The sequence below is a fragment of the Synechococcus sp. MU1642 genome, assembly GCF_020514115.1.
In the GTDB taxonomy this organism is placed as follows: Bacteria; Cyanobacteriota; Cyanobacteriia; order PCC-6307; family Cyanobiaceae; genus Parasynechococcus.
In genome coordinates this window covers 22,733-44,204 of the sequence record NZ_VTKZ01000008.1, presented here as the reverse complement: position 1 = coordinate 44,204, position 21,472 = coordinate 22,733, and the positions used below count along the sequence as shown (strand labels likewise).

Genomic DNA, 21,472 nt, shown 5'->3' with positions numbered 1-21,472 from the left:
GCGATCGTTTTTTTCGCAAATTTTTTCTGCGTATCTACATACTCTATTGATGTTCCTTGATTGCGTGTAAGAAGCTTAATGTTTTTCTGAGTTATTGCTTTTTATCTTTTTGGTGTCCACTTCCTATCAAATTGCCTCCCTTTTCTCTTCTTTGTGTTAGCGCGAAGGCATGATTTGCCTCGCTGAGCATTCTTCTAAAGCTGTTTCTCTAATTGCTCTATTCGCTTTGCTATTTCTCCTGCAAATCTCTACTTAGTATGTTGATGGCAACATTTAATACTGCTTTAACCGACTCATCTCTTTCTGTTGACTTTGCTGCTTCTATGCTTTCTATGGCATTAAATGCTTCGAGTTTCATTAATGCCATTGCTGTATTTTTGCGTACCTGAGTGTCTTGATCGACCAGCTTTCTGCTTAGCATATTTTCAACATCTTCGGCATCACATGATTTTCCGATAAGGGTTACTGCTTCAGCTCTGACCTCTGCTGAGCTGTCATCGAGTGCTCGAAATACTCTGTTTTGTGCCCGCAGATCATCACTCTTCTGTATTTGATCTCCCAATGCTGAAATTGCAGCAACACGAACTTCAGCCACGTCTGAATCCGCAGCCTCGAGCAATGCCTCTGGTGCTTTGGCACCGATGAAACTTAGCGCAAGGTTGATCAAGCCAACCTGAAATGGTGTGCAGTCCGGATTTTTAAGGATTCCAAGCAGTGAATCCATGGCATCCGGTCCAATGGTTGCCATCGCTCCAGCAGATGAACCGAGAACAACTGGGTCATCATCTTCTAAAAAGGCTTCAAGCAGATATGGCAACGCGTCCTTGTTGCCAATCAAATTGAGTGTTTTGGCTGATGCTCGTCTTACGATCACATTTTGGTGCTGGCGAAGTGCTTTACAAAGAATGGGTAGCGCTTCGTCACCTACTGCGCCAAGACTTTTTGCAAAGGTGAGTCTTAAAGCTCCCCTCGCATCTCCGAGTCCGGCGACCATACGCTCGAGTGATTCTGCATCTGATCTTGGGAGCTCACCTTCGCTCAATTTTGCACTGAGCTCATCAGCGAGTTGGAGAGCTTCTTCTTCCGTGAGTTGGCTTTCGCTGATTGATGAGATATCGGTGAAATCCTGGAGCACGGTGGACGTCCAACTGCGTTGAGTCGCAATCTAAGCGACTCTCATCAGGCACCTACCAGCTTGTGGGGCTTTGCAGTGTCGCCGTCGGACATAAAAATGCCCCCATACAGGAATGGGGGCAGAAGTGATGGCATTTCGGTGCCTAATTCATCTTCATCAAAATGGCAATGGCTTAACGCCGAAAGGACGGAAGGGAGCAGCGCCGGTTCTCCTGGGAGGCTGATGTCCGCCGTACTTTTGTTGGGGCAGCGTTGGTGCGCCCTTAAAGATCGGTTTCATCATGCTGATCGCTGCCGCAGCCAGTTGCGTCGTGGTGCGACTCCGACGTCCTTGTGCGTTGTCACTAACGGCAACTTTTGTGCCTGCTAGCTCGCGCATCATGTTGAAGGAGCTGGTCATCATTCCTGCGTAGGAATCGCCTGCTCGCATGTAAGGAACGATGTCTGATCCAAACACCTCGGCATATTCTGCGCAATCTGTGAGGCTGTCGATCAGAGCATCAAATCCCTCTTCTGCTTGAAGTTTGATGCTGTTTTGAACTTCCTCTTGAGTGAGGGGTGCCCGTCCAAGCAGGTGTTTGAAGTTAAGTTCAATCCCACGTTGGGGGGCGACACTATGGAAATAATTTTCCTTGTAGAAAGGAGATTTTGCCAGCCCGTTAACAAAGTCCCGGACTGTAATTTCTCCGTTCATCAAGCGCACCTCAAGGGAGGTGCAACGCTCGTTTTCAGTGGGAGGCAGGTTTCCGTAGACCTGCCTGTAGGCGGCAATGATCGTGCGCTCGAGTGCTTCACTGCTGTCAGGGTGATACTCGTCGAAAGTCACCGCAAAGGGACATTCGCTGTGAAGCCTTGGGCCGATACCAAGTCCCATCTGGGAACAAGTGTTCCGCTTGAATTCAGCGATGGCACCAGCAACAGTCCGATGGACTGTGTTTTTGCCAGCTTTGCTTGGCATGGCGTATGACGCTGGTTTGGTGCGGCTAGCAGCAGCCATTCCAGCCGGGCTGGTTTGTGTACTGAGCATGGGGTTAGTGAGGGGAGGTGAATTGCGGTGACTATTCCCTACATGCTTAAAGCAACAGATTTTGTTGCTCGTAGGCTTTATAGAGGTTTTAGTGAAATGTGAGCATTAATTTGGCTCTCATATTTCACTCAATGTCACCTTGAGTAAACATTGCGTCTGTAATTGTGGCTAAATCCTTTGTTGGCTGGCCACAATATTCCTGGGTTATTCCAGAATTGTTTACTCTCGAATGTCAAGAACTTGTGTTTTTTGATTTTGAAAACAAAAAGGGGTGGGCTTTTGGCCCACCCCTTGCTTAGATCAAAAAATCACTCAGCTTGACTGATTATCAGCCGAGGGAGTTGATCACGTAGTCGAGCAGCTGGTTGTAAGCGGTCAGAGCCTGAGCGCTCATGTCGCGAGGGGCACAACCGCGGGAACGCAGGTGGGAGAAACCAGCCACATAGGTGCCAGCGTCGATGCTGAGGGCCTTGTAGACCTCTTTCTGACCGTTGATGGCCAGCTCATCCAGAGGGCCGGTGCCGCCGGTGACCAGGCAGTAGTTGATCAGACGCAGGTAGTGAACGAAGTCACGCTTGCACTTCTCTTTGCCTTCGGTAGCGCACTTACGGGGCTGACGGCCGGTGGCACCATTGGGGTACTGGGCGTAGACAGCATCAACAGCTTCCTGTGCAACTTGGTCGTAGTTGCTGGCCAGCTTTTCAGCAGCTTCCAAACGAGCAGAGGCGCGTTGGATGGAGCCCTGGACGGACTCCATGTCGGAAGCGGTGGGGAAGCGGGATGCGCTGTCGGCTGCGCCGACGACGGTGGTGATAACGGACTTCATGATTAAGAAGAAGGGTGTTCAGGTGTGCAGAAAATCGATACCTGGCTCAGCTGATGGCGCTGATCACCATGTCGAAGTAGCTAGCAGCTTCACCAGAAAGGCTGGCGCAATCACCAGAGGTCAGAGCCATCTTCTTGGGCTGGCTGTTGGTGTTGGTGATCAGGGCGCTAGCAGCGGCCTTCATGATGGCAACAGCACGTGCGGCGGATCCGGTGGGAACGCCCAGAGCGGCATAGGTCTCGCGGAGACCGTTCAGGCAGCGGTCCTGCAGCACGGAAGCGTCACCGGCGAGCAGCGCGTAGGAGACGTAGCGCAGAACGATCTCGCCATCACGCAGGCAAGCAGCCATCTTGCGGTTGGTGTACACACCACCGTTGGGAGCGGTCAGGCCGGTGTTCTCGCAGCAGATGCCGGCGACGGCGTCAGACACGATGCAGCTGGCGTTAGAGGTGATGGCGTTCACAGCGTCCAGGCGCTTGTTGCCATCAGCAATGAAGGACTTCAGAGAAGCCAGTTCGCCGCCACCAATGAAGGAGCCGCTGGAATCGGCCGAGACAGCAGCCCGGGAGAATGCGTCGAGCATGGGGGTTGTGGAATACGTTGTTTGGGGAGATGCATTCCGCATCACGAATGACACTACCCCTGCTTCCCAGGTCGACTTCCTGAAGGAGGACGTCAGGACACACAAGTTGACAAAGGCGAAATCAGTAAGGCCGTGTCGTCAACCAATGTCCGACAGTTCATCTTATTTACTGCTCGTCTTTTTATGACAACTGTTTAAGGACGCGTTGGCAAGTCCATTTCAGTGGTAGCCAGAAGGCACTGGCTGAAAGCTCCTCTAGGAGCGGCTTTTGGTCCACAAGGCCCAAGCGGAGGCACCCCCATGCAGCAGCAATGCGGGACTTGGTGTACTGAGGAATTGTTTCGGCTAAGGCAAGCCTGATTAGATCGCTTCGTTCTTCCAAACCTTGAAGGCTGACGACGGCGGTTAGGTAATAGTGCGTAACGTAATCACTCCATAATTTTTCTTTAATTTCGTTAATTAAAATCATCCTCTCTGCCCTCGGCATGGACATCAAGCTTGAAGCACCACCGTATTGGCGTGCTTCATCACGATGTTGAAGGTTGTTTTCGATCTCCGTAGGCTCAATATCACAAATCCACTCTTTCCTAAGTTTGAGTTGTTGAGGGTTGTCTTGTAAGAGTTGTGTTATGAGCTCTGCATATTCTTCCGGTATTAGGCATTTCTTATCAGGATCTACCAACTGAAATGCACTTCTAGCCCGCAACGACATCGACACAGGAGCTGTGACAAGAGCTTCTAGCCTTGTTACGTCACCGGCATCCCCCAAATCAATTACGGCAGAGCGCCTTCGTCCGGCGATTGGATCAACAAGTTGCGGGATGAGGACATCAAGGCCCTCTGGCTGTTGAGCAACTTTCGACATGTATGCCCTTGCCGCACCAGCCACCAAGGGATTGGAATCATCCTGGAGGGGGCTGATGCTGTTGATGACTCCGGGGGCCCCTAAACGACAAAATGCCTGTATGACAGCTCGCTTTTGAATATCCTCTCCCTCAAGGGCTTCCAATAATTTTTCATGATCTGTTTCTGTTAACGGTGCCCCGATTTTTGTTATCGCCTCTACAGAATTAATCACTGCAGCTTCATCACTGCATTTTAGGGCTCGAAACAAAGAGGGTAGGGCCTTTGGACTTTTTCGTCTGCCAAGGGCGTCAATCGCTTTGCGTCGTGTGATTCGATTAAAAAGATGCTCTGGATCCAGCTCTGCAGCCTTAATCAGCACATCGAGTGATTCTTCGCTGTTACTCGCTCCAAGCCTTGTGGCTGCCATGTATTTATCAACGGGCCTCTCGAGTGAGTCTGGATCTGCCAAAATCACTGCCATGGCCTGCTCTTCTGTCAAGCCTTCAACCAAGTTGTCGAATCGCTCGGCCATGTTTAAAGCGTCATCAATGAAAAAACCTGGATTTTCTGTCAGCTGGTGTTGAGCTGCAGTTTTAGAGCAGCTGACTTGATTCTGTTGAATCTGCAGTGACGTTGAAATTCCTTTATCTCTTTGACCATAGCATCAACGTCTTAATATCAGTGATGATTTATGACTGGTTGATTGTCTTCTTTAATTTGCCTGCCCTTTTATGAACACGTTCTCATCATCTGTTATCGTAAGTAGAGGGAATTTTGTATCATGCCAGTCTCTCCCGAGCTCGAACAGGCTCTTCCTAGATTTGTTGAAGCTGTCCAGAAGTCAGCAGATGTCCAAGATCAATTGAACCTTGTTGTTGATTTGGACCAATTAAAAGTAATTGTAAATCGTGTTGAGCCTTTATTGACTGGATCGGCACTGATTCCTTATGAACAGGCGACGAGCCCCCCGAAAATTACTATTGATTCAGGTACTTTAGAACAAAATATTCCATGGCGGTTATTACGGTGTCCTGGTGGGCCTTTGGTGCTGCAGATGATTTGTGCGAAGGTGAATTTTGCACTTTGGATTGAAAGCTGCTGACGATGTCTGTTTCTGTTATTAATGATTTTGTGCAGATGGTTATCTATGATCATTCTGTTGCAACTGGATTGAAGTCCTGCAAGACAGATCAAGATATTGTCGATTTTGCGTCTTCCTGTGATTATGTTTTTTCAATCACAGCTTGGCTTCAGTATGTTGAATCAGATTCAGCTGGTTTATCTGAATCTGAAGCCTTGGCGATCCAAGCCACCGCAAACGATCACTGGTCATGGGCATTTCGTAAAATCGCCCCATGGAGAGCCATGTTGATGGATGGTGCCTAGTTTTACGGTCTGCTGATGGAAGTTTCGTTTAGAATTATTCTTGTGACTTTGAAGGCCTTTAATGACCGGTTCTGCTCTTAGTGCAAATCAAGATCAAGTCCTAGAGGCTTTTATTGCTTTAGTTCGTCACAATCCAGATCTAAAAGCTCAAATTAAAGCTGCCCTTAATCAAGATCAAGTCATTGAGATCGCTGCTGCCAATGGTTTTGATATTGATTCCTCTGCTATTTTGAGAAAATGGAGTAAACATACTGATTTTAGTCAAGACACCTGGATGGGCTGGTTTGAAGAATAAATTTCTATTCAGGAATTGATTTCTGAGTATCTTGTTGTTTTACTGCCTTTCTTTGCCCAATAAGTGACAAGATCTTCTCCTCCTGGTCTGGGCACGCTTGCTGTTGCTTGCAGTATTTTGAACGATCGTCTTGGTCCCATCGGCCAATTCCCAATTGCTTTGACTGTTCTAATTCTTCCCCCAATTGCTTGTATAGAGGCTTCAAACTTGTCAAGTTGAGTTTGATCAACTGTTTCGAAGATAAAGTCTGTGCCAACACATATTAGATGCTGTGAGCGTATCCAGGATTTCATTTGTTTTTTGATATCTTCCATTTCAAGCTTTCGAATTTAGCCACTCATCATTAATTTCTTCGGAGAAGCTCTTGATCCTCTTGAATTTTAGGAGTCCATGTTCTGACCCCCAAATCTGTTCGTCTGTTTTCGGGTCATACCCACGATCCCGACTAATCCAATTGTCTTGATCCACTTCAACTTCGCTGACAAGATATGTGATCTTCCCATCTCTTGGAACCAAACATTTTTTCCCTGGTTCAACTTTGCCAATGTACTGTCCTTTTCCTTTACTTTGAAAGTGCATCGCACATCCACACCGTTCTTTTAGGCTTGTAGTATCGATTGCATTCATGATTTCTGGATCCCGACCAGCTCCCGCTATTCTTCTGGGGTTTGTGAAGCCATAGTTCTCTACTATAAATGTATCGCTATTTGCTGTTAAACGATGAATTCCCTGTCGATAGGGATCCCAGGGGGCATAGTCGTAGCATTGTTCAGAATAAAATCCAGGCCCTTTGAAAATATGCCAAGGCAATGGTCGAAAGAAGATATTGATGCGTGCAAAATCCTTGGGATTTTCTTGCGACTGTTCGATGTTGTCGTACACGCCTGCGAGAGTTTTGGCGAACTCGGCAAAGGCTGAATTCTTGCTCATCTTTTTGATCTATGCATTAATGCGCCGGACTTCTGAGGCAAATGAAGTTTGAAGTATGCCTGATCCTGCTGATGTTCTCAAGACTGATGACCTACAGCGGACGTTTTCCGACACAAACCAAATTCTTTCTTCCGCAATCGATTGCTCATACTGCGTCGTGAGGGTAAATGTACCATCGTCTAAAAAACTGTATTCAGAGATTGCGGACTCAGATTCTGCATATCCAACGCTTCTGATCAATGTTCCCGAAGATTTATCTTTGGTTAGTGGAACAATAATGCAAGATCCTGATGATACTTCTGAAGGGTCGTCGGGTTCCCAGTCACTTTCAGCGCACCATTCCATTTTGAAGGGTGATGAAATTGAGCATTTATCTTGTTCCTTCGCTAAAGATGATTCAAGCAGTTGTTTAACTCCTGGATCTTCTTTGCTGAGTTTTTCAATGACAACTTCGCTTAGAACTTCTTCAAACTGCTGGAAGGCTAGAGAATGCCCCGATCTCATTGAGCGCCATTTGCCTGAACTTTGAGCAACAAATTGCTCAATCGTCATGCGAACTTGTGCTGTTTCCTGCGTTGAGCTCATCCAGTGAAGGACGGTTGATCTGCATCATGTTAACCATCGAGTCGACCATCATGGACATTGCCATGGGTGTTGACGCAACTGACTGGAGGAATGTGGTGTTGCTGTTTGGGTCCTCGCTTGAGGGTGGGCGCAGGATAGGCATGTTTAGAGAGTTTGTTTGACGTGCCTTTGGTAGCCGAATGGCCACCATGACTGGGATTTCGATTACCCAACCATCATCACTGATGAGGCATAGATAATTTCGGGATGATCAAAAGGAGTTAGCCTTCGCAATAGAAAGGATCTGACCTCCCTGCGCAAGAATTGATTTGATCGTGGCCGACATGGATGTTTGGGTCACCACCGATTTCTGCACAGCGCGGCGATTGGCGCCCACTTGGCGGCGGGAAGTCCAGTTGATGGTCAGGGAGCGGGCATTACCAACACCTCTACGATCTTGTGCCTCTGGTGAACTGTTGGTACACAGACTATTCAAGAGTTTTGAATCTGTTTCTGCGTTGTCGTATCCGGCATGACCGGCATCCAAAGCTTTTGCCCGTGTGAAGAAGAGCGTGCTTCCTCCAACTACTGTCTGAGTGGAACGATTGTATGGCACTTGGTCGATGCCAAAAGCAGATAGGTATTCATCGCTGTAGGTGTAACTCGCGATTTCTGTTTCATACCCTTCTTCCTGCAAAAGCCGAACATGGCTCATCAATTCAGCTTGGTCACGGGGAGGACGGCCTAAAAGATGTTTGAAGTTCAGTTCAACAAACCGGTAGGGGCTATTGCTTTCTAGAAAAAGCTTTTTATAGGTTTCCGATTGTGCGAGAGCCGTTACCAATCCTTGAACTGTCAGATCCCCATTGATGAACAACGCCTCAATGGAGGGGTTCACATCGAGTTCCATCAGGTGTCGATTTCCAAAAACCTGGCGGTAGGCTTGGCGAATCACATCTGCCGCATGTGCTGTGTCGACATTGGCAGCTGAGGAAAGAGTTGTTGGCTCAGTCATGGGGATCTGATTAAAAGGTGATGTGAGAGAGCTGTTTCTTTACGAAGTAGCTCTCAGTTGCAGCAATGGAATGCTTTTACATCACCTCAGTGATGGAAACGATCTTGCCTCCGCGTGCATGGATGTACTTCATTTGGCTGCTCATGTCCTTTCCGGACACGACGTAGCTGTTACCAGCTGTGCGTTGACGTGAACGAGCTGCCTGAGAAGCAACAACAATGCGGAAACGCTTCTTGGTCGGATCGGGTGCGCCTGATTGGGTGCCGGTGCGGTTTGCCCGGCTGGTGGTTTTGCTCCAGCCGCTTGGAGCCAGACCTGTGGCCACCGAACTCACCAAAGCGGAGCTGCCGAGTACCGTATCGCTCGCCGCAAATCCTTCTGCGAGGCTCAGTTGACGATTGAAGTCAACCTGAGAACGACCGCTTTCGGTGAGGATTCGTGCGTATGGAACTGTGTCTTCACCAAATGTGTTCTGGTATTCCGCGCTATCGACATAGCTGGAGATTTCAGCCTCGTAGCCACCTTCGGCGAGGATCTTTGTGTGCTCGCTGATTTCGGCTTGGGACTGTGGAGCTCTTCCCAGGAAATGTTTAAAGTTCAGCTCGATAAATCGATAGGGCGCACTCGTTTCGAAGAAGCGGCGCTTGTATTCGGCTGACAGGCCAACGGCACGAACGAATTCACGTGTGCTCAGGTAGCCGTCGATGAATTTGCTCTCCGCGGAACCCACCCGTTCGAACTCCATCAGATGGGGGTTGCCCATCACTTGCTTGTAAGTGGAACGAATCAGTGCTGCGAGTTGATCGGGGCCATCACCAGGACAACGTTGGTAGGTCTCTTGCTCCCGCTGGCCAAGACCGAAGGTGACATACACATCCCCACGCATGGGTCCAGAGTCTTTTCCTGAAGTGATTCCAGGTGTCTTGGAGCTGAATTGCGTGGAGGTGTAACTTCCAGACGATGGACGCAAGCCAACCGGCTGACTAGGCAGGCTAATCCGCGGAGCCACGCCATTGGCAAGGCTGCGGGTTAGCGCCGGACCTGCACCGCGGGCACTATCACTGCCAGCAAAACTCTTTTGAAGAGCGGCCAGCATCGGGAAGGCAGCTGTCGATAGGTCAGCGGGTGAAGACCATGAACGGGCATAGGGCACCACGTCGCTTCCGAAGACCTCGAGGTACTCCGCAGAGTCGACAATGCTGTCGACCAGACCGTCGTGACCGTGCTCTGCCTGCAGGGCGATTTTCGCTGAGATCTCGGCCTGTGTTTCAGGTGCTCGGCCCAACAGATGCTTGAACGTCAGCTCGACACCCCGCTGTGGGGCAACGCTTCTGAAGAAACGGTCCTTGTAGAAGCTGGACTTGGCCAGACCACGAACGAATTCACGCACGGTCAAACGACCGTCTCGAAGCTGAGCTTCCAATTCCGAGCAACGCTCGAAATCCATCACATGGGCGTTGCCAAAAACCTGTCGATATGAAGCACTGATCACCGTTTCCAGTGACGCCACATCTTCTGGGCTGTAGCACTCGCTTGTGACGCGATGGGGGCAGTCAGCGTGACTCCGGGGACCAACCCCAATCGCCATCTGATCACACGATTGCTTCAGGAACTCACCAATGGTGAGAGCAGCGGTTTGGTCTACTCCCTTGCGCTGGAAGCGAACGGGATCATTCCACTTGCTTGTTGCGCCGAAACCAAGGGAAGATTGCGTGCTGGCCATTGTTTTGGTGAGGGGAGAGATGGTCGTGAGCGTCGAGAGGAATTCGGATGTGGCTTAAGTCACCGGCGTAATGCTGGCGATTTTGCCGCCTTCGTTATGGATGCGTTTGAACTGCTCTGAGAGCTTGTCGAACGGCACGTAGAAGATGCGGTTGCTTCGGGTGTAGCGGGAAATCCGCCTCACATTGTTGGCTTTGTAAGCCGTGACTTCGACCCGATACGTGATGCCTTGATCGCCTGCGCCAACCCCAAGACGTGTGGGTGCGTCCTGAAGGTTGGTCGAGGGACGGAAACTCCATCCAGCGGTCTCTTTGGAGGATGGGGGAACCACTGCAATGGCTCGGTTCAGATAAGCCGAACCGCCCAGCTTGCTCCTGTTGCCTGCCAGATCACCCTTGAGGCTGCTGCTGCTGTTGCCTCGCAGCAACTGGAAGCTCCAGGTGAATTCCTGCAAGGTGGCACAGCTTTCGGTCTTCCAGCCCCGCTGATAGGGGACCGTCCATTCGCCGAAGGTGTTTTGGTATTCCGAGCTGTTCAGGAAGCTGTCGATATCAGCCTCATACCCTTGGCTGTCTAGGCGATCGGCGTGCTCACGCATTTCCGAGTAGTCAGCAGGTGCGCGACCGAGAAGATGGCGGAAGGCCAGCTCGATGTAGCGGTATCGCGCGCAGTTATCAAAGAAGCGGCTGCGGTACAGCTCGCTTTTGGCAATGCGACCCACCAGCTCACGGACGCTGATTTCACCGAGCTTGAACTGCGACTCTTCGACGATCTGCCGCTCGCTGTCCATCACATAAGCGTTGCCAAGCACTTGCTTGTAAACGGCCCGGATGATCTGTTCTTTCCTGGCGTCCTCATCGCCTGGGATCAGCTCGAGAGGGGCTTCACTCTCTTCAGAGAAGCGTTCGACCCCTAGAAGCGAGGCTGGACCGAAAGGCATGAATTCACACGCATTGGTTCGACTAATAGTCCTTCAGAAGCTCACGCCCGAAGAGCATTCTTTATAAACCTCAATCAATTGTGTCCGACTGTTGCGTCACGGGCTGATTCCTACGCCGTGACGGCGATCTCGGCGGGTTCTGTAGGAAAAGTTTGGATGCAAATGGCTCGCTTTAGGCGTCCTGCCCTTGCTCCTTGATCAGGGACTCAAGGCTCGCCCTTGTCGTGGAGCGTGTCATCGGATTCCAGCAGTCGAGTTCTTGGACGGATCGACCGAGCAGAGCACCAATTTGATCCTCAAGTCCGGTGCAGAGCGAAAAGTCTGCCCCCCGAATCGACGTCACCGTTTCAAGAGCTGCCCCCTCCAGGTTGGCCCCGCGAAGATCGGCCATGTCCATCTCGCAGGTTCCGAAGCGGGTCCCCCGGCACATGGCTCCGCGAAACGTGGCTGATCGCAGGTCAGCGCCTGCTAAAGAAACGCCATCGAGCAAAGCTCCACTCAGATCTGAACCACTCAGATAGGCGCCCATCAACACGCTTCCCCTGAGGTCCATCCCGCGCAGATCTGTGCTGTTGAGAAAAGCCCCATTAAGCTTCGCGCCGGGGCCCACGGCACCGCTTGTGTTCAGTGCGAAGCCCTCAGGCACCAGGGTGGCCTGGTCGTAACGGGCCAGACGTAGATCAGCGCCTTCGAGTTGGCACTGGCTGAGGTTTGTGCCGCGCAGATCAGAGCGACAGAGCTTGGCGTTTCTTAGGTCGAGGTCTCCCAAGTCCTGACCGCTCCAGTCAGCCCCTCGAGCATCGACTGGATTTGTGGCTGCGCTTGTTGTTCCGCACGTTTCGGGTGCCGTCCACTCACGCAGATTTAGAGCCCCAGATTTGGGCATCACCATCTCAGTTGCGCAGCATCGCGACAACGATGGTAGAGAGCACCCGCACGATTTCGAATCCACCGACGGCAAACAGGCCGAGCCAGAGCTTGAGAGCGAAAGCAGGGGGTTCCTCGTTCAACCAAGTGGCAGCAACCTCCAGTCGCTCTGACTGCGCACCCTGATGGATAGGCGCCCGATCTTGAAGGGCGTCGCGCCAGTCGGTTCCGTAGCGCGGGAATTGTTGGTAGATCGGGATTTCCCCAAGGGGCCGCCCGGGCAGAACGCGTGAACGTTGCTGAGGAACCAGGTCGTACCCGAAGCAGTTCATGTATTCCGGGCCGTCGAGCAGGGCGTCGACGAAGGCGGTAAAGCCCCTCTCTCCGATCACGATCGACCAGGCCCGGCGTTCGGCGTCGCCATGGGTCGGGCGCCCGAGCACGCGTCCCACCACCTGATCCACCATCCGGTAGTTCGAGTTGCACTGGTAGTAGCCCTGCTGGAAGCGTTCCGAAAGCAGAAGACCTCGGATGAAATCCCGAACCGTGATGTTGCCGCTCCGGAGCTGTGATTCCAGGAACGGTTCGCGATCACTGCGCATCGCATGGAAGAAGACTTGGCGATAGGCCTGTTCAATCAAGCTGTCTATGTCTGTTCTGGCGCTGTCATCGCCCGCTGCAGAGGAGGCATACGTTGGGGGATTGATGGTGCTGTTGTCGCCGGCCAGGTTGCTAACGCGACCGTTTTGGGTGTTGAGCGGGTACCCAAGAAGCGGGATGGCCATGGGGTGCTCCGTGAGTAGAAATACTTGGGAGTAATCCTCTCTTGATCAAAAAAATTTGGTGGTGGTGCTTATCAGCTCTTAACTGCAGATTTGTTGAGCTCGGCGTGTAAGTGCTGGAAGCAGTCGTGGATCAACTGACGGTCGTTTGATCGCGAGACCCCTTCTAGGGCCTTCTCTTTGAGCTGACCGAGGGCTATGTTCATCCCCTCGATGGGCACGTTCATTCGTCTGTATAGCTCTCTAAGGGCGGCCATGCCGCTCGGATGTGTAAAGCAGCTCTGGTTGCAGGCCACCGCGTAGATGATCACGCGTAGAAAATTCCAACAGTCGCGCCAGCAGGCATCTGCTCTGTCCTGCGGGTAGAGAGCCCCGCCCGGTTGCACCAGATGCGGCTGGGTTTCAAGCAGATGTCCCCGTGCCTGGTTCACTAGTTGATCCGACCGATGGATCAGGCTGCCGGGGAGCGAGTCATCCATGCCGGAGAGCTGGCAGATCGTGACAAGGTCATCGGCCGTTAGTTGGCATTGGGCTTGATCCGCACGCTCAAGAATGTTGCGCGTCGCCTGCGGCAAATCTTGGTTGATGCTCAGTCCTTGAACCTGTGCGGTCTGCACCAAGGTCTTGAAGTCGATGTTGTGGAAGTTCAAGGGTTGACGCTGGCCACCGGTGTGGCGATCAGCCAGCCGTGGCGTTCCAGGTAGAAGGCCCACACCAGGTCGTCCCCCAACCCAGGGCAACGTGTGATGGCTGCTTCAGTGAGGTCTGTTGGTACCCCCAACTGCGACAAAAGCCAGCCAACGGCGTCTGGGCTTGAGGCCGTCGCTGTACGGATGGCAGATCCCACCACCCAGGTCAGGCGGGTGTCCTTGAGATCCCCATTGCTTTCTTCGCAAGCCAGCAGAAGGTTGTCCGCCGTGGTGTGTTGGTCCAATGTTTCCTGCCAGAGCGCGATGTTTTCATCACGGAGGTTGATCCGAAAACAGCCCTCTCCCACCGGTAGATCCAGCTCACCGCTGCTACCGGCCTGGTTCTGCAGGACAGAAATTCTCGGATCTGCCAGTGCGCTCATCAAGAAACGCCGATCAACTCGAATGTAACCAGTGTCCAGGAATTTCCTCGACCCCGTCAGCGGTTCGTGGGAATCGACATGGATCGGATGTCATCCTCCGAAGGACCCTGTCAGAGGTGCTTGTCGGAGGACACCTCTAAGGATTTCTTTTTCAGCAGACCTGTGATGGTGGCGAGAGCAAACATGGCAAGCAGTGCCAATCCCAGGGTGAGGCTGGCGCCTTGAGCGGCACCTGCGCCGACAGCAACGAGGATCGAATCGCTGATCAGCACGCTGATCAGCAGGGCTGGGGCAAAGAGACGCCAGTGGGTGCGGCTGATCCCGATGGCATAGCTGAGAAAATCAAACAATCCGGTCATCAGCAGGCCGGTCATCAAAAAGAAGTTGCCTTCCAGCTGGTTCTTGCTGAAGCCATCGATGCGTTTCATTGCGCTGGCACCCACCAGACGGCTCACCGGTCTGCGTCCCCAGCGGCGGGCGATGAAGAAGGCCGCACTGCAGAACACCAGGTCCGACAGGATGATCGTGAGATAGCCCGCCTTGAAGCCCAGCAGCGAGCCGGCCAGCAGGGAATACACCGAACTCGGCAGCGCCGGCAGGATGATGCTGACCCCTCGCAGCAGGAATAGGCCGAGTGGGGCCAAGATGCCCATGTCGTTCACGGCGCTTTGCAGCGGAGCAATGCCGTATCGCTGCAAAGAAACGACGGCAACAATGAAGATGGCGACCCAGGCGCTGACCTTCAGCCCTGTCTTCAGCCTGGACATCTCTTCAATCGCTCGAAAGCCCTGTGGAATGTAGGCCAGTCGTGGCTTTTCCCAGGGCCGTGGACATGAAGCTCAGCATCGATACCATCAGCGAAATTTCTCAACACGAGGCCAGCCCGGTGATCATCACCTCCCCGCGCACCGCGTTCGAGCAACAGCTGTGCACCCACCTGCTCAGCCTCAGTGAGGTGGTGGAAACCCTGGCGGATCGTTTGATGGAACTGGAAACGCGGTTGGCCAACATTGAGGGCCAGCAGCTGGTGGATGCGGAGATCGCGGCGGTCAGTGATGACGCCGGTGAACTGCTCCTGGCCAGCGAAGAGAAGGTGCGGATGCTTCGGGATCGTCTGACCCCAGGCGAGGTCGTAGCGCTACATGCTGATTCCCATGACGAGGGGGCTTCACAAGCGGACGATCAGGAGATCTCAGAAACCCCTGAGATGGAGATGGACATCGACCGTGTCGAGGACGAGACCTTCAGTGACGAGGCCCTCAGCGATGACACGGAATATGTGGATGATCCTCAGATCGATCTGCTCTCCGCCTGATCAAGCCAGCTCCAGCAGTCGAATCCGGAAGGCCGCCACCTGGCGTGCCATGTCGGGGGAACTGATCAGAAAGGGGTGATCGGCCATCGCCTCGAGCACGGCTTCGAGATGCTCCTCCTGGCTGAGCTCAGGTTTGTTGCTGCCCCTCAGACGCTTCCAGGTGCGGTCGAACACCATGGCAAAACTGTCGGCGTTGTCGAAAACACGATCGGTGCCTGCATCTGGAGAGATGAATGACACGGCAGTTTTGGCATCGATGTGATGCCAGGACCCAGATTTGAACTGGGGGCATTGCGACAATTTGCCCCTTTAAGCGCTCAAACTGTATAGCAACGATACAAAAAATGCCCTTTTTGGGCGTTTTTGCTTGCTGCTCCCATACCGCTCCCATACCATCGGGTTGATTTGCGGTAGGTCCGAACCACTCCTGGAAGGTGTTTCGGTAGTGGAACTCTATGGGACGGTCGCTGCCACAGGAATGGATAGACGGCACCCTTCACACCCTCAATGTGGTGCGCGACCTGGGGGGCAAAGGGAATATCCCCCACACCTCTCTATCGGTCGTTCGTCAAAAACCCAGCGCGAACAGCAGAAAGACCAAGAACCTCCAGTGGCGCTTCCTGCCGGAGAAAGTAGATGACCCTCGTCCGTTTGCTGGCAAAACCAATCGGGGGCGGGGCAAGCGCATCTATATAGAGGGAACTTGCGGGACCACCGACCCCTGGGAAGCAGCAAAGGTCGCGGTCGCTGCCTCTCAAAAGAAGTGGCAGGACCTCCTCTCACAGTCCCAAGTGTGGGAAGTGGAGAAGCAACACGCTCTGTCGGTCTATTGGGAGCGTTGGTGTGCCAAGGCGAAACTGGAACCAAGGAACAACCGAAGTCGTTGGTTGAGCGACAAGCGGAACCTTTGGAACGGAACCACAGGCATAGGCGTTCAACCCTGGGCGACTGTCAAAAGCATTCAGGCGATCACGAGCAACGACTTTTTGGAGTTCTTCCGTCTCATAAGGGAGAACTGTGAAGCGAAGGGCAACTCAGGAGAAGAGACCAGAAGGCAATACAAGACCCTTATCCGCAACCTCTTCAAAGAGGCGAAGGCAGATTTCCCCGCTCTGTCCTGCCCTGAGTTTCCTGCGATTAAGAAGAGCGTGCGTCAGAAGAGGCATTTCACACATCAGGAGTGGGAGCAATTGGTTCGCGTTGTCGCCGAACTGTCTGGTGGTGCTGCTCGCCGGTCTCTGACGGCGGAGGAATATCGGGAACTGCCTTGGACCCAGACGAACCGTCAGAACTCACGCAACTGGGTTGATTTGTATGACGCGCTCTACTTGGGGTGGTTTTATTACCTCCGAAGTGAGGATGCTCCTCGGTTGAGAAGTGAGTGGTTCAGCGAGCAACTGACCGATGCGGGAGAAGCTCTGGTTATCTGCTTCCTTGAGAAAACGAAGGGCGACAGGGGCAAGTACGACACTTATGCCTACCGACCAGATGCGTTGGAGAACGTCCGCCGCATTCTCCAGAGGAAACCACTGGGGTGGTTGAACTTTCCCCACATCAAGAGAACGGAAGGCAACGAAAACGAGAGTAACGTTGGAGAGACGATCAACTTCCTTCTCAAGAAGGCGTGTGAGAAGGCAGGTATTTCAACCAAAGGGATTGATTGGACCTCCTGTCGCCATACCGCGTTCCGCTTGACCTTGGAGGACTACCCAGAACTCGGTACCACGCAATACATCCGGGATTTTGCGGACAACGGTCATATGTCGCCAAAGATGCTGGAGGAGCGTTATTTGCGCTTTATCCAGCGTGAGAAGACAGCAGCAAAGGTGCGGGCAGCAATCACTCCAGGGCAGTTGTCACTAATAAGCAGAACGAAGAATTAAGAGCAATGGATTTGATTGCACTCTGATACTAATTAAAATTTGACTAGATGTTGATTAGCCTGTAGGATTAACTTTGTGGAGGTTGATGAGAAATCTCTGGATCCTTGTATCCCTTTGCGTCGCAATTGTCGCGAAAGGCGTTAGTCATGCTCCTGGAATACATGATTAGGTTTGTGACCTTTGGCCTCAAGGGTGTGTCTAAATTTGCTCCAAAGGGATGAAAGCACGCTAGAGGCCACGAGCGAAGCGAGTATTCCCCGAAGGGGAATGAATTAAATGTCCGAATAAATATAGTTTTGTTCTCTATTTAAGACCGTTAGAGAACGAAAAAACAAGAATAACACAAGGGAGTCCCAATAAATCAACTGCCAAGCAAACCCCCCCCTGTAACCACCCCCATCAAGCATGTTGAGGAAACTAAATAGTCAAAGATTTAACACGACCTATACCAAGAGAGAAGCGCCAATATTGGTTCCCATTGAGCATAAACTTTGTTCTGAACTGGGACTGGATCGCTCTGAACTCCACAAGACAGCAATCAAGGAGTTCTGGAACCGCCGTCAGCAATCCACCTTGTCCTTCTTCAATTTGGTTAGGAGAGAGCGGATGGTTTCTTCGGTTTGCGCTGCGTCCATTGGTCCCTCTGGTGTCAGGGAATATCCGCGGAGTCTGAATCCTGCGGCAGGGGACTGGAGTTCAGAGTCGTTTCGTCTGACCCTTTTGATTCCTGTTCTGCTCTGGTCAATCTCTCCACCAGGTTCAGGGTGTCGTGAGGGGACAAATCACCGTCATCGCCCCACTTGAGACTGGAAAGGTCAGGCGGGCACATGAGGGGTAAGGGATGTATCTGCGGAACCTACGGACGTTGAGATCACTGTTGCGGCAATGCTCCCCGAAGATTCATGGAAGAAATGCTGAATTGAGTGCCTTCGCGATACCGAACTGGTTGGGAGTGGTTTTAACCACGCACAATCCGACCACCCAGGCATTGCGCAGAGATGGTCCAGAACCCCGCCGCTGCTTTCAGGAGTTCTCGATTTGGAGCGAATTCCTCTGTTCGCCAAAAAAGGAGCGCATTGTCCAACCCAACAAAAATCACTCGATTGACGTCCTGGGGTTTGGGGACTCGCTTGTGCGGGTTCCATACAAGGTCGTTCTCAAATAGCAGAGCAGTTCCTGAGTTAGCGGCGTCCTGGGTGAAGAAGGACCAAGTGGTTTGGCGGTACTGCTTGGGTTTACTGGACATAAATATTCCAAGTCGTTTGTCGTCCTGGATTAGAACCCCTCGAAGTGCCGTAGGAGTTCGCTCTTCCAAGCGAATGGAAATGGTGGGGACCTCTTCACTGGTTACTTCGCAGACCAAGGGCAGTGGGACTGCACTCGCAGGCATTGCTGACAGAAGCAGAAGGAGTAATGCCCTCATTCGTCCCTCATCAAACCCGGCATTCTCATGGATTCACCTCAGTTAGGACTTCTCCGTCTTCGCTCAGCACTCGGGTTTTCCTGCCGATCATCTTGGCGATCCTCTTTGCTTGTTCACAGGCGACCCCTAATGACGCTGCTCTCGCGTGGAGGTGCCATTCCAAAAAGGGGTTCAGTTCTTGGATTTGGAACTGATTCCCTGCCATCCCCTTAGTCGCCTACCAAGACTTCGTTGATCCGATCTTCGAGCGTCTTCTCCTCCAAGGCGGGGGCAAGCGCGTCTCCTGTTGCTCTGAGTAGATCAGCAGTGATCTGTCTTGCCTCTGGGTTGGCGTAGATGAAGACGCCAATGGCAATACCCAGCAGAACTCTCAGCACGACACCTTCACCTGTTACTAAATGATCCGACGAACCATCGATGTTGTCATCCCCATCGCTGATGCGATTTTTCCGTATCCACCTCCTCTCTGGCTAATCTCCATAACTGCTACTTCCCTTCCCGGTGGTGCCTTTTTAATGACCGCCTTCCAGTGATCGAGATGTAATTACATCAAACTCTTGAAGTAGAGCGTACGCATCATCGAACCGCTCAGCATCTCTGAGTTCTTGGACCTTGTGATTCCACCAGATTCCAGTGTCGATAATTGCTTGGAGTTGTTCAGGTGAGGGGTTGAACCCTGATCCTCCAGACATAAGCGCCTTTCTGATTTCAGGGAAGAGTATCTGCTGAGAACAGGAACGCAAGTAAATCAGGATAAAGGAAGTTTTGCCTATGGATCTGATCCTTGAGATAGATATGATAAGTCGTTCGTACTTAATCGTTAGGCCCTTTAAAACTGCAGAGGAAGTGCTTGGCAATAGTGATATTCCGATCCACTTTCTGAAAAAATATCCGCTCTGCAATTTTGACTACAGGCGATTGTGTGTGCCGAGTTGAACCAAAATCTGTAAAGTTGTTTGTGCTTTTAGTGCTCCTTCCCCCTCTCCCCTCAAGCATGTGGAGCAACTTCCCTCCCAGGCGTGACCAATTACTGCTACATGCTTTTGGAAGGTCAGAAGGTCTCTTTGGGAGTCCATCCTGATGCTGTTGTTACTGAGGAATACTCCCTTCCGGATGGCACAGCAGTCCATGTGATTGTTGGGGAGGAGGAGCAGGACAAGTTGTTTGCTCTACAAGGAATCCTTGATGAGGGAGAGTGATTTCTCCACCTAAGGACTAACGGCAAACAGGATTCCGACCAATGATCTTGGTGTGAGGGTTCCTTGCCATCGCTGCTCTTTCAGCATCTTGGCGGTTGCTGGTAACGATTTCCTCCTTCCAGGTCTTACCGCCTGAGTAGAGAGTGATTTCCCATTTTCAAGTGCATGACATTGCTGGTCCTCCGATCAGTAGTAGTGCGAGTAGCAGCGCCTTCATCATCCGTGGACTCGCTTCAGGAAGTAGGCGTTGTCCTGTGTTCTGACCACTAGGAATGATTGCGCTAACTCCTTCTCCCAGAACTCCTGGTAGTCGGTGTCGTCTGACTTGTTGAGCACCTCCTTCCAGATGTGCTCAGCGAAGAGTTGCTCCGCTACTTGGTTTTCAGGCACCTCGACGTTCCACTTGAGGCGATAGAGGAACTCTGCCTTCGTCTCCATCCCCAGGACACTGAGTTTCTCCAGAAGACCAGGCACGTCTTCGTCGTACTCAAGGGTGTGGAGGTAGTCGTCGAGTGAGTCCTCTTCTGAGGTGCTCACATCGATGACCTCACCCTCCCCAGGTTCCTCATCCCACTCCTCCTCCTCTTGCTCTGGAGGCAAGCGGTAGTCGTCGTCTCGCCTGGACTCCGCTTCTAGGTACTGACGTTCTTTCTCCTGTTCCCATTGCTGCCTATCCCAGGCGTGCTTCCGCTGGATCTCATCCAGCATTTCCTCCTGGGTGTTGATCAGCTTTTGGGTGTCCCAGTCCCGCTTTCGGTCTCTCAACCCAAGGGTGGCGATCAGTGCAAGGGGACCAAACAGGATCCCGCCCAAGAACCAACTACACCCGCCGTGCCCTTTGCCTCCGGCAATGGTGGAAGCGAAGACTCCGCACAGAATCCAGAAGACAACAGCGATCACTGGTCGCCTTTGAGCACTTCGTTGATCCGATTCTGAAGCGTTTTCGAGTCTTCGTCCTCGACCGCTGGAGCACGAGCATCAGCAGCGAACCGAAGAACGTCTGCTGTGGTCTGACGTGCTCCTGGACTGGTGAAGAGCAAATACCCAGGACCACTCCCGCATGGATCTTCAGCATCACGCCACCTCTTGCTGCTGAAGGATCCGGCGAACCATTGATGCCGTCATCCCCATTGCTGACGCGATGGTCCTGTATCCATCGCCCCGCTGCCGCATCTCCAGCACTGCTGCTGCCTGCTGGGGCGTGTAGTTCTTCTTCCTGCCGAACTTCACCCCTCTGTTCTTCGCGACCTCTCTGCCCTCAGCAGTGCGCTTCTTGATGCCCTTCAGTTCCATCTCGGCGGCGTAACCCATCACGCCCACCACCAACTTCACCAACTCCTCAGGCATCGAGGCAGTGCCCAGTCGCTCATCCAGGGTTTTGATCGCCACCCCGCGTTCGATCAGACCATTGACCTGAACAAGCATTTCGACCATTGAGCGCCCAAGACGATCCAGTTCGTGGATCACAAGGGTGTCGCCATCACGGAGACCATCCAGGCACTTGCTCAGTTCAGGGCGATCTCCATGTCGGAAGAGGAATGGGACTTTGTGGATGGTCTGAGGCAGACCAGATCCTCTCGCGTCTGTATGACGTGCCAGCACTTTTCTCCTATGTCTGCGACCAGCACTGCCACACGTTGCTTACTTGTGGTCTCCAGCGTCG

25 protein-coding genes are annotated in these 21,472 nt (G+C 52.3%); 5 read left to right on the top strand and 20 right to left on the bottom strand.

What is annotated here, in order from left to right; genetic code table 11:
- Positions 1 to 229: 229 nt before the first annotated feature.
- From FZZ85_RS08880 to FZZ85_RS08860, 5 genes are all read right to left on the bottom strand, one after another.
- Positions 230 to 1,135, bottom strand: coding sequence for a HEAT repeat domain-containing protein (locus tag FZZ85_RS08880; protein WP_226414253.1), 906 nt, complete (start codon positions 1,133 to 1,135; stop codon positions 230 to 232).
- Positions 1,136 to 1,291: 156 nt separating this feature from the next.
- Complete coding sequence (locus FZZ85_RS08875) at positions 1,292 to 2,161, bottom strand: phycobilisome rod-core linker polypeptide (RefSeq protein ID WP_226414251.1); 870 nt, start codon at positions 2,159 to 2,161, stop codon at positions 1,292 to 1,294.
- 328 nt (positions 2,162 to 2,489) lie between these two features.
- Positions 2,490 to 2,987, bottom strand: coding sequence for a class 2 C-phycoerythrin subunit alpha (mpeA, locus tag FZZ85_RS08870; RefSeq protein ID WP_006850994.1), 498 nt, complete (start codon positions 2,985 to 2,987; stop codon positions 2,490 to 2,492).
- Between the two features lie 46 nt (positions 2,988 to 3,033).
- Positions 3,034 to 3,570, bottom strand: coding sequence for a bleomycin hydrolase (locus tag FZZ85_RS08865; RefSeq protein WP_006850273.1), 537 nt, complete (start codon positions 3,568 to 3,570; stop codon positions 3,034 to 3,036).
- 181 nt (positions 3,571 to 3,751) lie between these two features.
- Entirely contained in the window at positions 3,752 to 4,948 is a 1,197-nt protein-coding gene (locus tag FZZ85_RS08860) for a HEAT repeat domain-containing protein (protein WP_226414248.1), read from the bottom strand.
- A gap of 249 nt (positions 4,949 to 5,197) precedes the next feature.
- Between FZZ85_RS08860 and FZZ85_RS08855 the strand changes: the two genes are divergently transcribed.
- The 3 genes from FZZ85_RS08855 (at position 5,198) to FZZ85_RS08845 (ending at position 6,097) form a co-directional block, all read left to right on the top strand.
- Positions 5,198 to 5,518, top strand: coding sequence for a hypothetical protein (locus FZZ85_RS08855; protein WP_226414245.1), 321 nt, complete (start codon positions 5,198 to 5,200; stop codon positions 5,516 to 5,518).
- Positions 5,519 to 5,520: 2 nt separating this feature from the next.
- Positions 5,521 to 5,802: a Nif11-like leader peptide family natural product precursor gene (locus FZZ85_RS08850; RefSeq protein WP_226414243.1), complete on the top strand. Its 282-nt coding sequence runs from the start codon at positions 5,521 to 5,523 to the stop codon at positions 5,800 to 5,802.
- A 61-nt stretch (positions 5,803 to 5,863) separates the two neighbouring features.
- Complete coding sequence (locus FZZ85_RS08845) at positions 5,864 to 6,097, top strand: Nif11-like leader peptide family natural product precursor (RefSeq protein WP_226414240.1); 234 nt, start codon at positions 5,864 to 5,866, stop codon at positions 6,095 to 6,097.
- An 8-nt stretch (positions 6,098 to 6,105) separates the two neighbouring features.
- Here the strand turns inward: FZZ85_RS08845 and FZZ85_RS08840 are convergent, their stop codons facing one another.
- From FZZ85_RS08840 to FZZ85_RS08790, 11 genes are all read right to left on the bottom strand, one after another.
- Positions 6,106 to 6,411 (bottom strand): CpeR family transcriptional regulator, encoded by a 306-nt coding sequence (locus tag FZZ85_RS08840; RefSeq protein ID WP_226414238.1) that lies wholly within the window; start codon positions 6,409 to 6,411, stop codon positions 6,106 to 6,108.
- Position 6,412: 1 nt separating this feature from the next.
- On the bottom strand, positions 6,413 to 7,027 hold the full coding sequence (locus FZZ85_RS08835; RefSeq protein WP_226414236.1) for a chromophore lyase CpcT/CpeT: 615 nt from the start codon (positions 7,025 to 7,027) through the stop codon (positions 6,413 to 6,415).
- Positions 7,028 to 7,036: 9 nt separating this feature from the next.
- A complete protein-coding gene (locus tag FZZ85_RS08830) occupies positions 7,037 to 7,579 on the bottom strand; it encodes a phycobiliprotein lyase (protein ID WP_226414387.1) in 543 nt (180 codons plus the stop codon).
- A gap of 283 nt (positions 7,580 to 7,862) precedes the next feature.
- Complete coding sequence (locus FZZ85_RS08825; RefSeq protein ID WP_226414234.1) at positions 7,863 to 8,606, bottom strand: phycobilisome rod-core linker polypeptide; 744 nt, start codon at positions 8,604 to 8,606, stop codon at positions 7,863 to 7,865.
- Positions 8,607 to 8,682: 76 nt separating this feature from the next.
- Positions 8,683 to 10,329, bottom strand: coding sequence for a phycobilisome rod-core linker polypeptide (locus tag FZZ85_RS08820; RefSeq protein WP_226414232.1), 1,647 nt, complete (start codon positions 10,327 to 10,329; stop codon positions 8,683 to 8,685).
- A gap of 54 nt (positions 10,330 to 10,383) precedes the next feature.
- Positions 10,384 to 11,268 (bottom strand): phycobilisome linker polypeptide, encoded by an 885-nt coding sequence (locus FZZ85_RS08815; RefSeq protein ID WP_226414230.1) that lies wholly within the window; start codon positions 11,266 to 11,268, stop codon positions 10,384 to 10,386.
- Between the two features lie 172 nt (positions 11,269 to 11,440).
- Entirely contained in the window at positions 11,441 to 12,160 is a 720-nt protein-coding gene (locus FZZ85_RS08810) for a pentapeptide repeat-containing protein (protein WP_226414228.1), read from the bottom strand.
- A 1-nt stretch (position 12,161) separates the two neighbouring features.
- A complete protein-coding gene (locus FZZ85_RS08805; protein WP_226414226.1) occupies positions 12,162 to 12,920 on the bottom strand; it encodes a phycobilisome rod-core linker polypeptide in 759 nt (252 codons plus the stop codon).
- Positions 12,921 to 12,991: 71 nt separating this feature from the next.
- Positions 12,992 to 13,630, bottom strand: coding sequence for a phycobilisome polypeptide (locus tag FZZ85_RS08800; protein ID WP_226414224.1), 639 nt, complete (start codon positions 13,628 to 13,630; stop codon positions 12,992 to 12,994).
- Positions 13,564 to 13,989 (bottom strand): hypothetical protein, encoded by a 426-nt coding sequence (locus FZZ85_RS08795; RefSeq protein WP_226414222.1) that lies wholly within the window; start codon positions 13,987 to 13,989, stop codon positions 13,564 to 13,566. Before FZZ85_RS08795 ends, FZZ85_RS08800 begins: the two co-directional genes overlap by 67 nt.
- A 110-nt stretch (positions 13,990 to 14,099) precedes the next feature.
- Complete coding sequence (locus tag FZZ85_RS08790; protein WP_226414220.1) at positions 14,100 to 14,756, bottom strand: TVP38/TMEM64 family protein; 657 nt, start codon at positions 14,754 to 14,756, stop codon at positions 14,100 to 14,102.
- 41 nt (positions 14,757 to 14,797) lie between these two features.
- Here FZZ85_RS08790 and FZZ85_RS08785 point away from each other — a divergent pair, with 41 nt between their 5' ends.
- Entirely contained in the window at positions 14,798 to 15,304 is a 507-nt protein-coding gene (locus FZZ85_RS08785) for a hypothetical protein (protein ID WP_226414217.1), read from the top strand.
- Here FZZ85_RS08785 and FZZ85_RS08780 read toward each other — a convergent pair whose 3' ends face one another.
- Complete coding sequence (locus tag FZZ85_RS08780) at positions 15,305 to 15,544, bottom strand: hypothetical protein (protein ID WP_226414214.1); 240 nt, start codon at positions 15,542 to 15,544, stop codon at positions 15,305 to 15,307.
- A 215-nt stretch (positions 15,545 to 15,759) separates the two neighbouring features.
- Here FZZ85_RS08780 and FZZ85_RS08775 point away from each other — a divergent pair, with 215 nt between their 5' ends.
- A complete protein-coding gene (locus FZZ85_RS08775; protein ID WP_226414211.1) occupies positions 15,760 to 17,187 on the top strand; it encodes a hypothetical protein in 1,428 nt (475 codons plus the stop codon).
- A 1,632-nt stretch (positions 17,188 to 18,819) separates the two neighbouring features.
- On the opposite strand, the gene FZZ85_RS08770 is transcribed toward FZZ85_RS08775, so the two are convergent.
- The 3 genes from FZZ85_RS08770 to FZZ85_RS08760 form a co-directional block, all read right to left on the bottom strand.
- Positions 18,820 to 18,987 (bottom strand): hypothetical protein, encoded by a 168-nt coding sequence (locus FZZ85_RS08770; protein WP_226402022.1) that lies wholly within the window; start codon positions 18,985 to 18,987, stop codon positions 18,820 to 18,822.
- A gap of 1,038 nt (positions 18,988 to 20,025) precedes the next feature.
- A complete protein-coding gene (locus FZZ85_RS08765) occupies positions 20,026 to 20,709 on the bottom strand; it encodes a hypothetical protein (RefSeq protein ID WP_226414209.1) in 684 nt (227 codons plus the stop codon).
- Between the two features lie 174 nt (positions 20,710 to 20,883).
- On the bottom strand, positions 20,884 to 21,411 hold the full coding sequence (locus FZZ85_RS08760; protein WP_226414206.1) for a recombinase family protein: 528 nt from the start codon (positions 21,409 to 21,411) through the stop codon (positions 20,884 to 20,886).
- Positions 21,412 to 21,472: the final 61 nt, after the last annotated feature.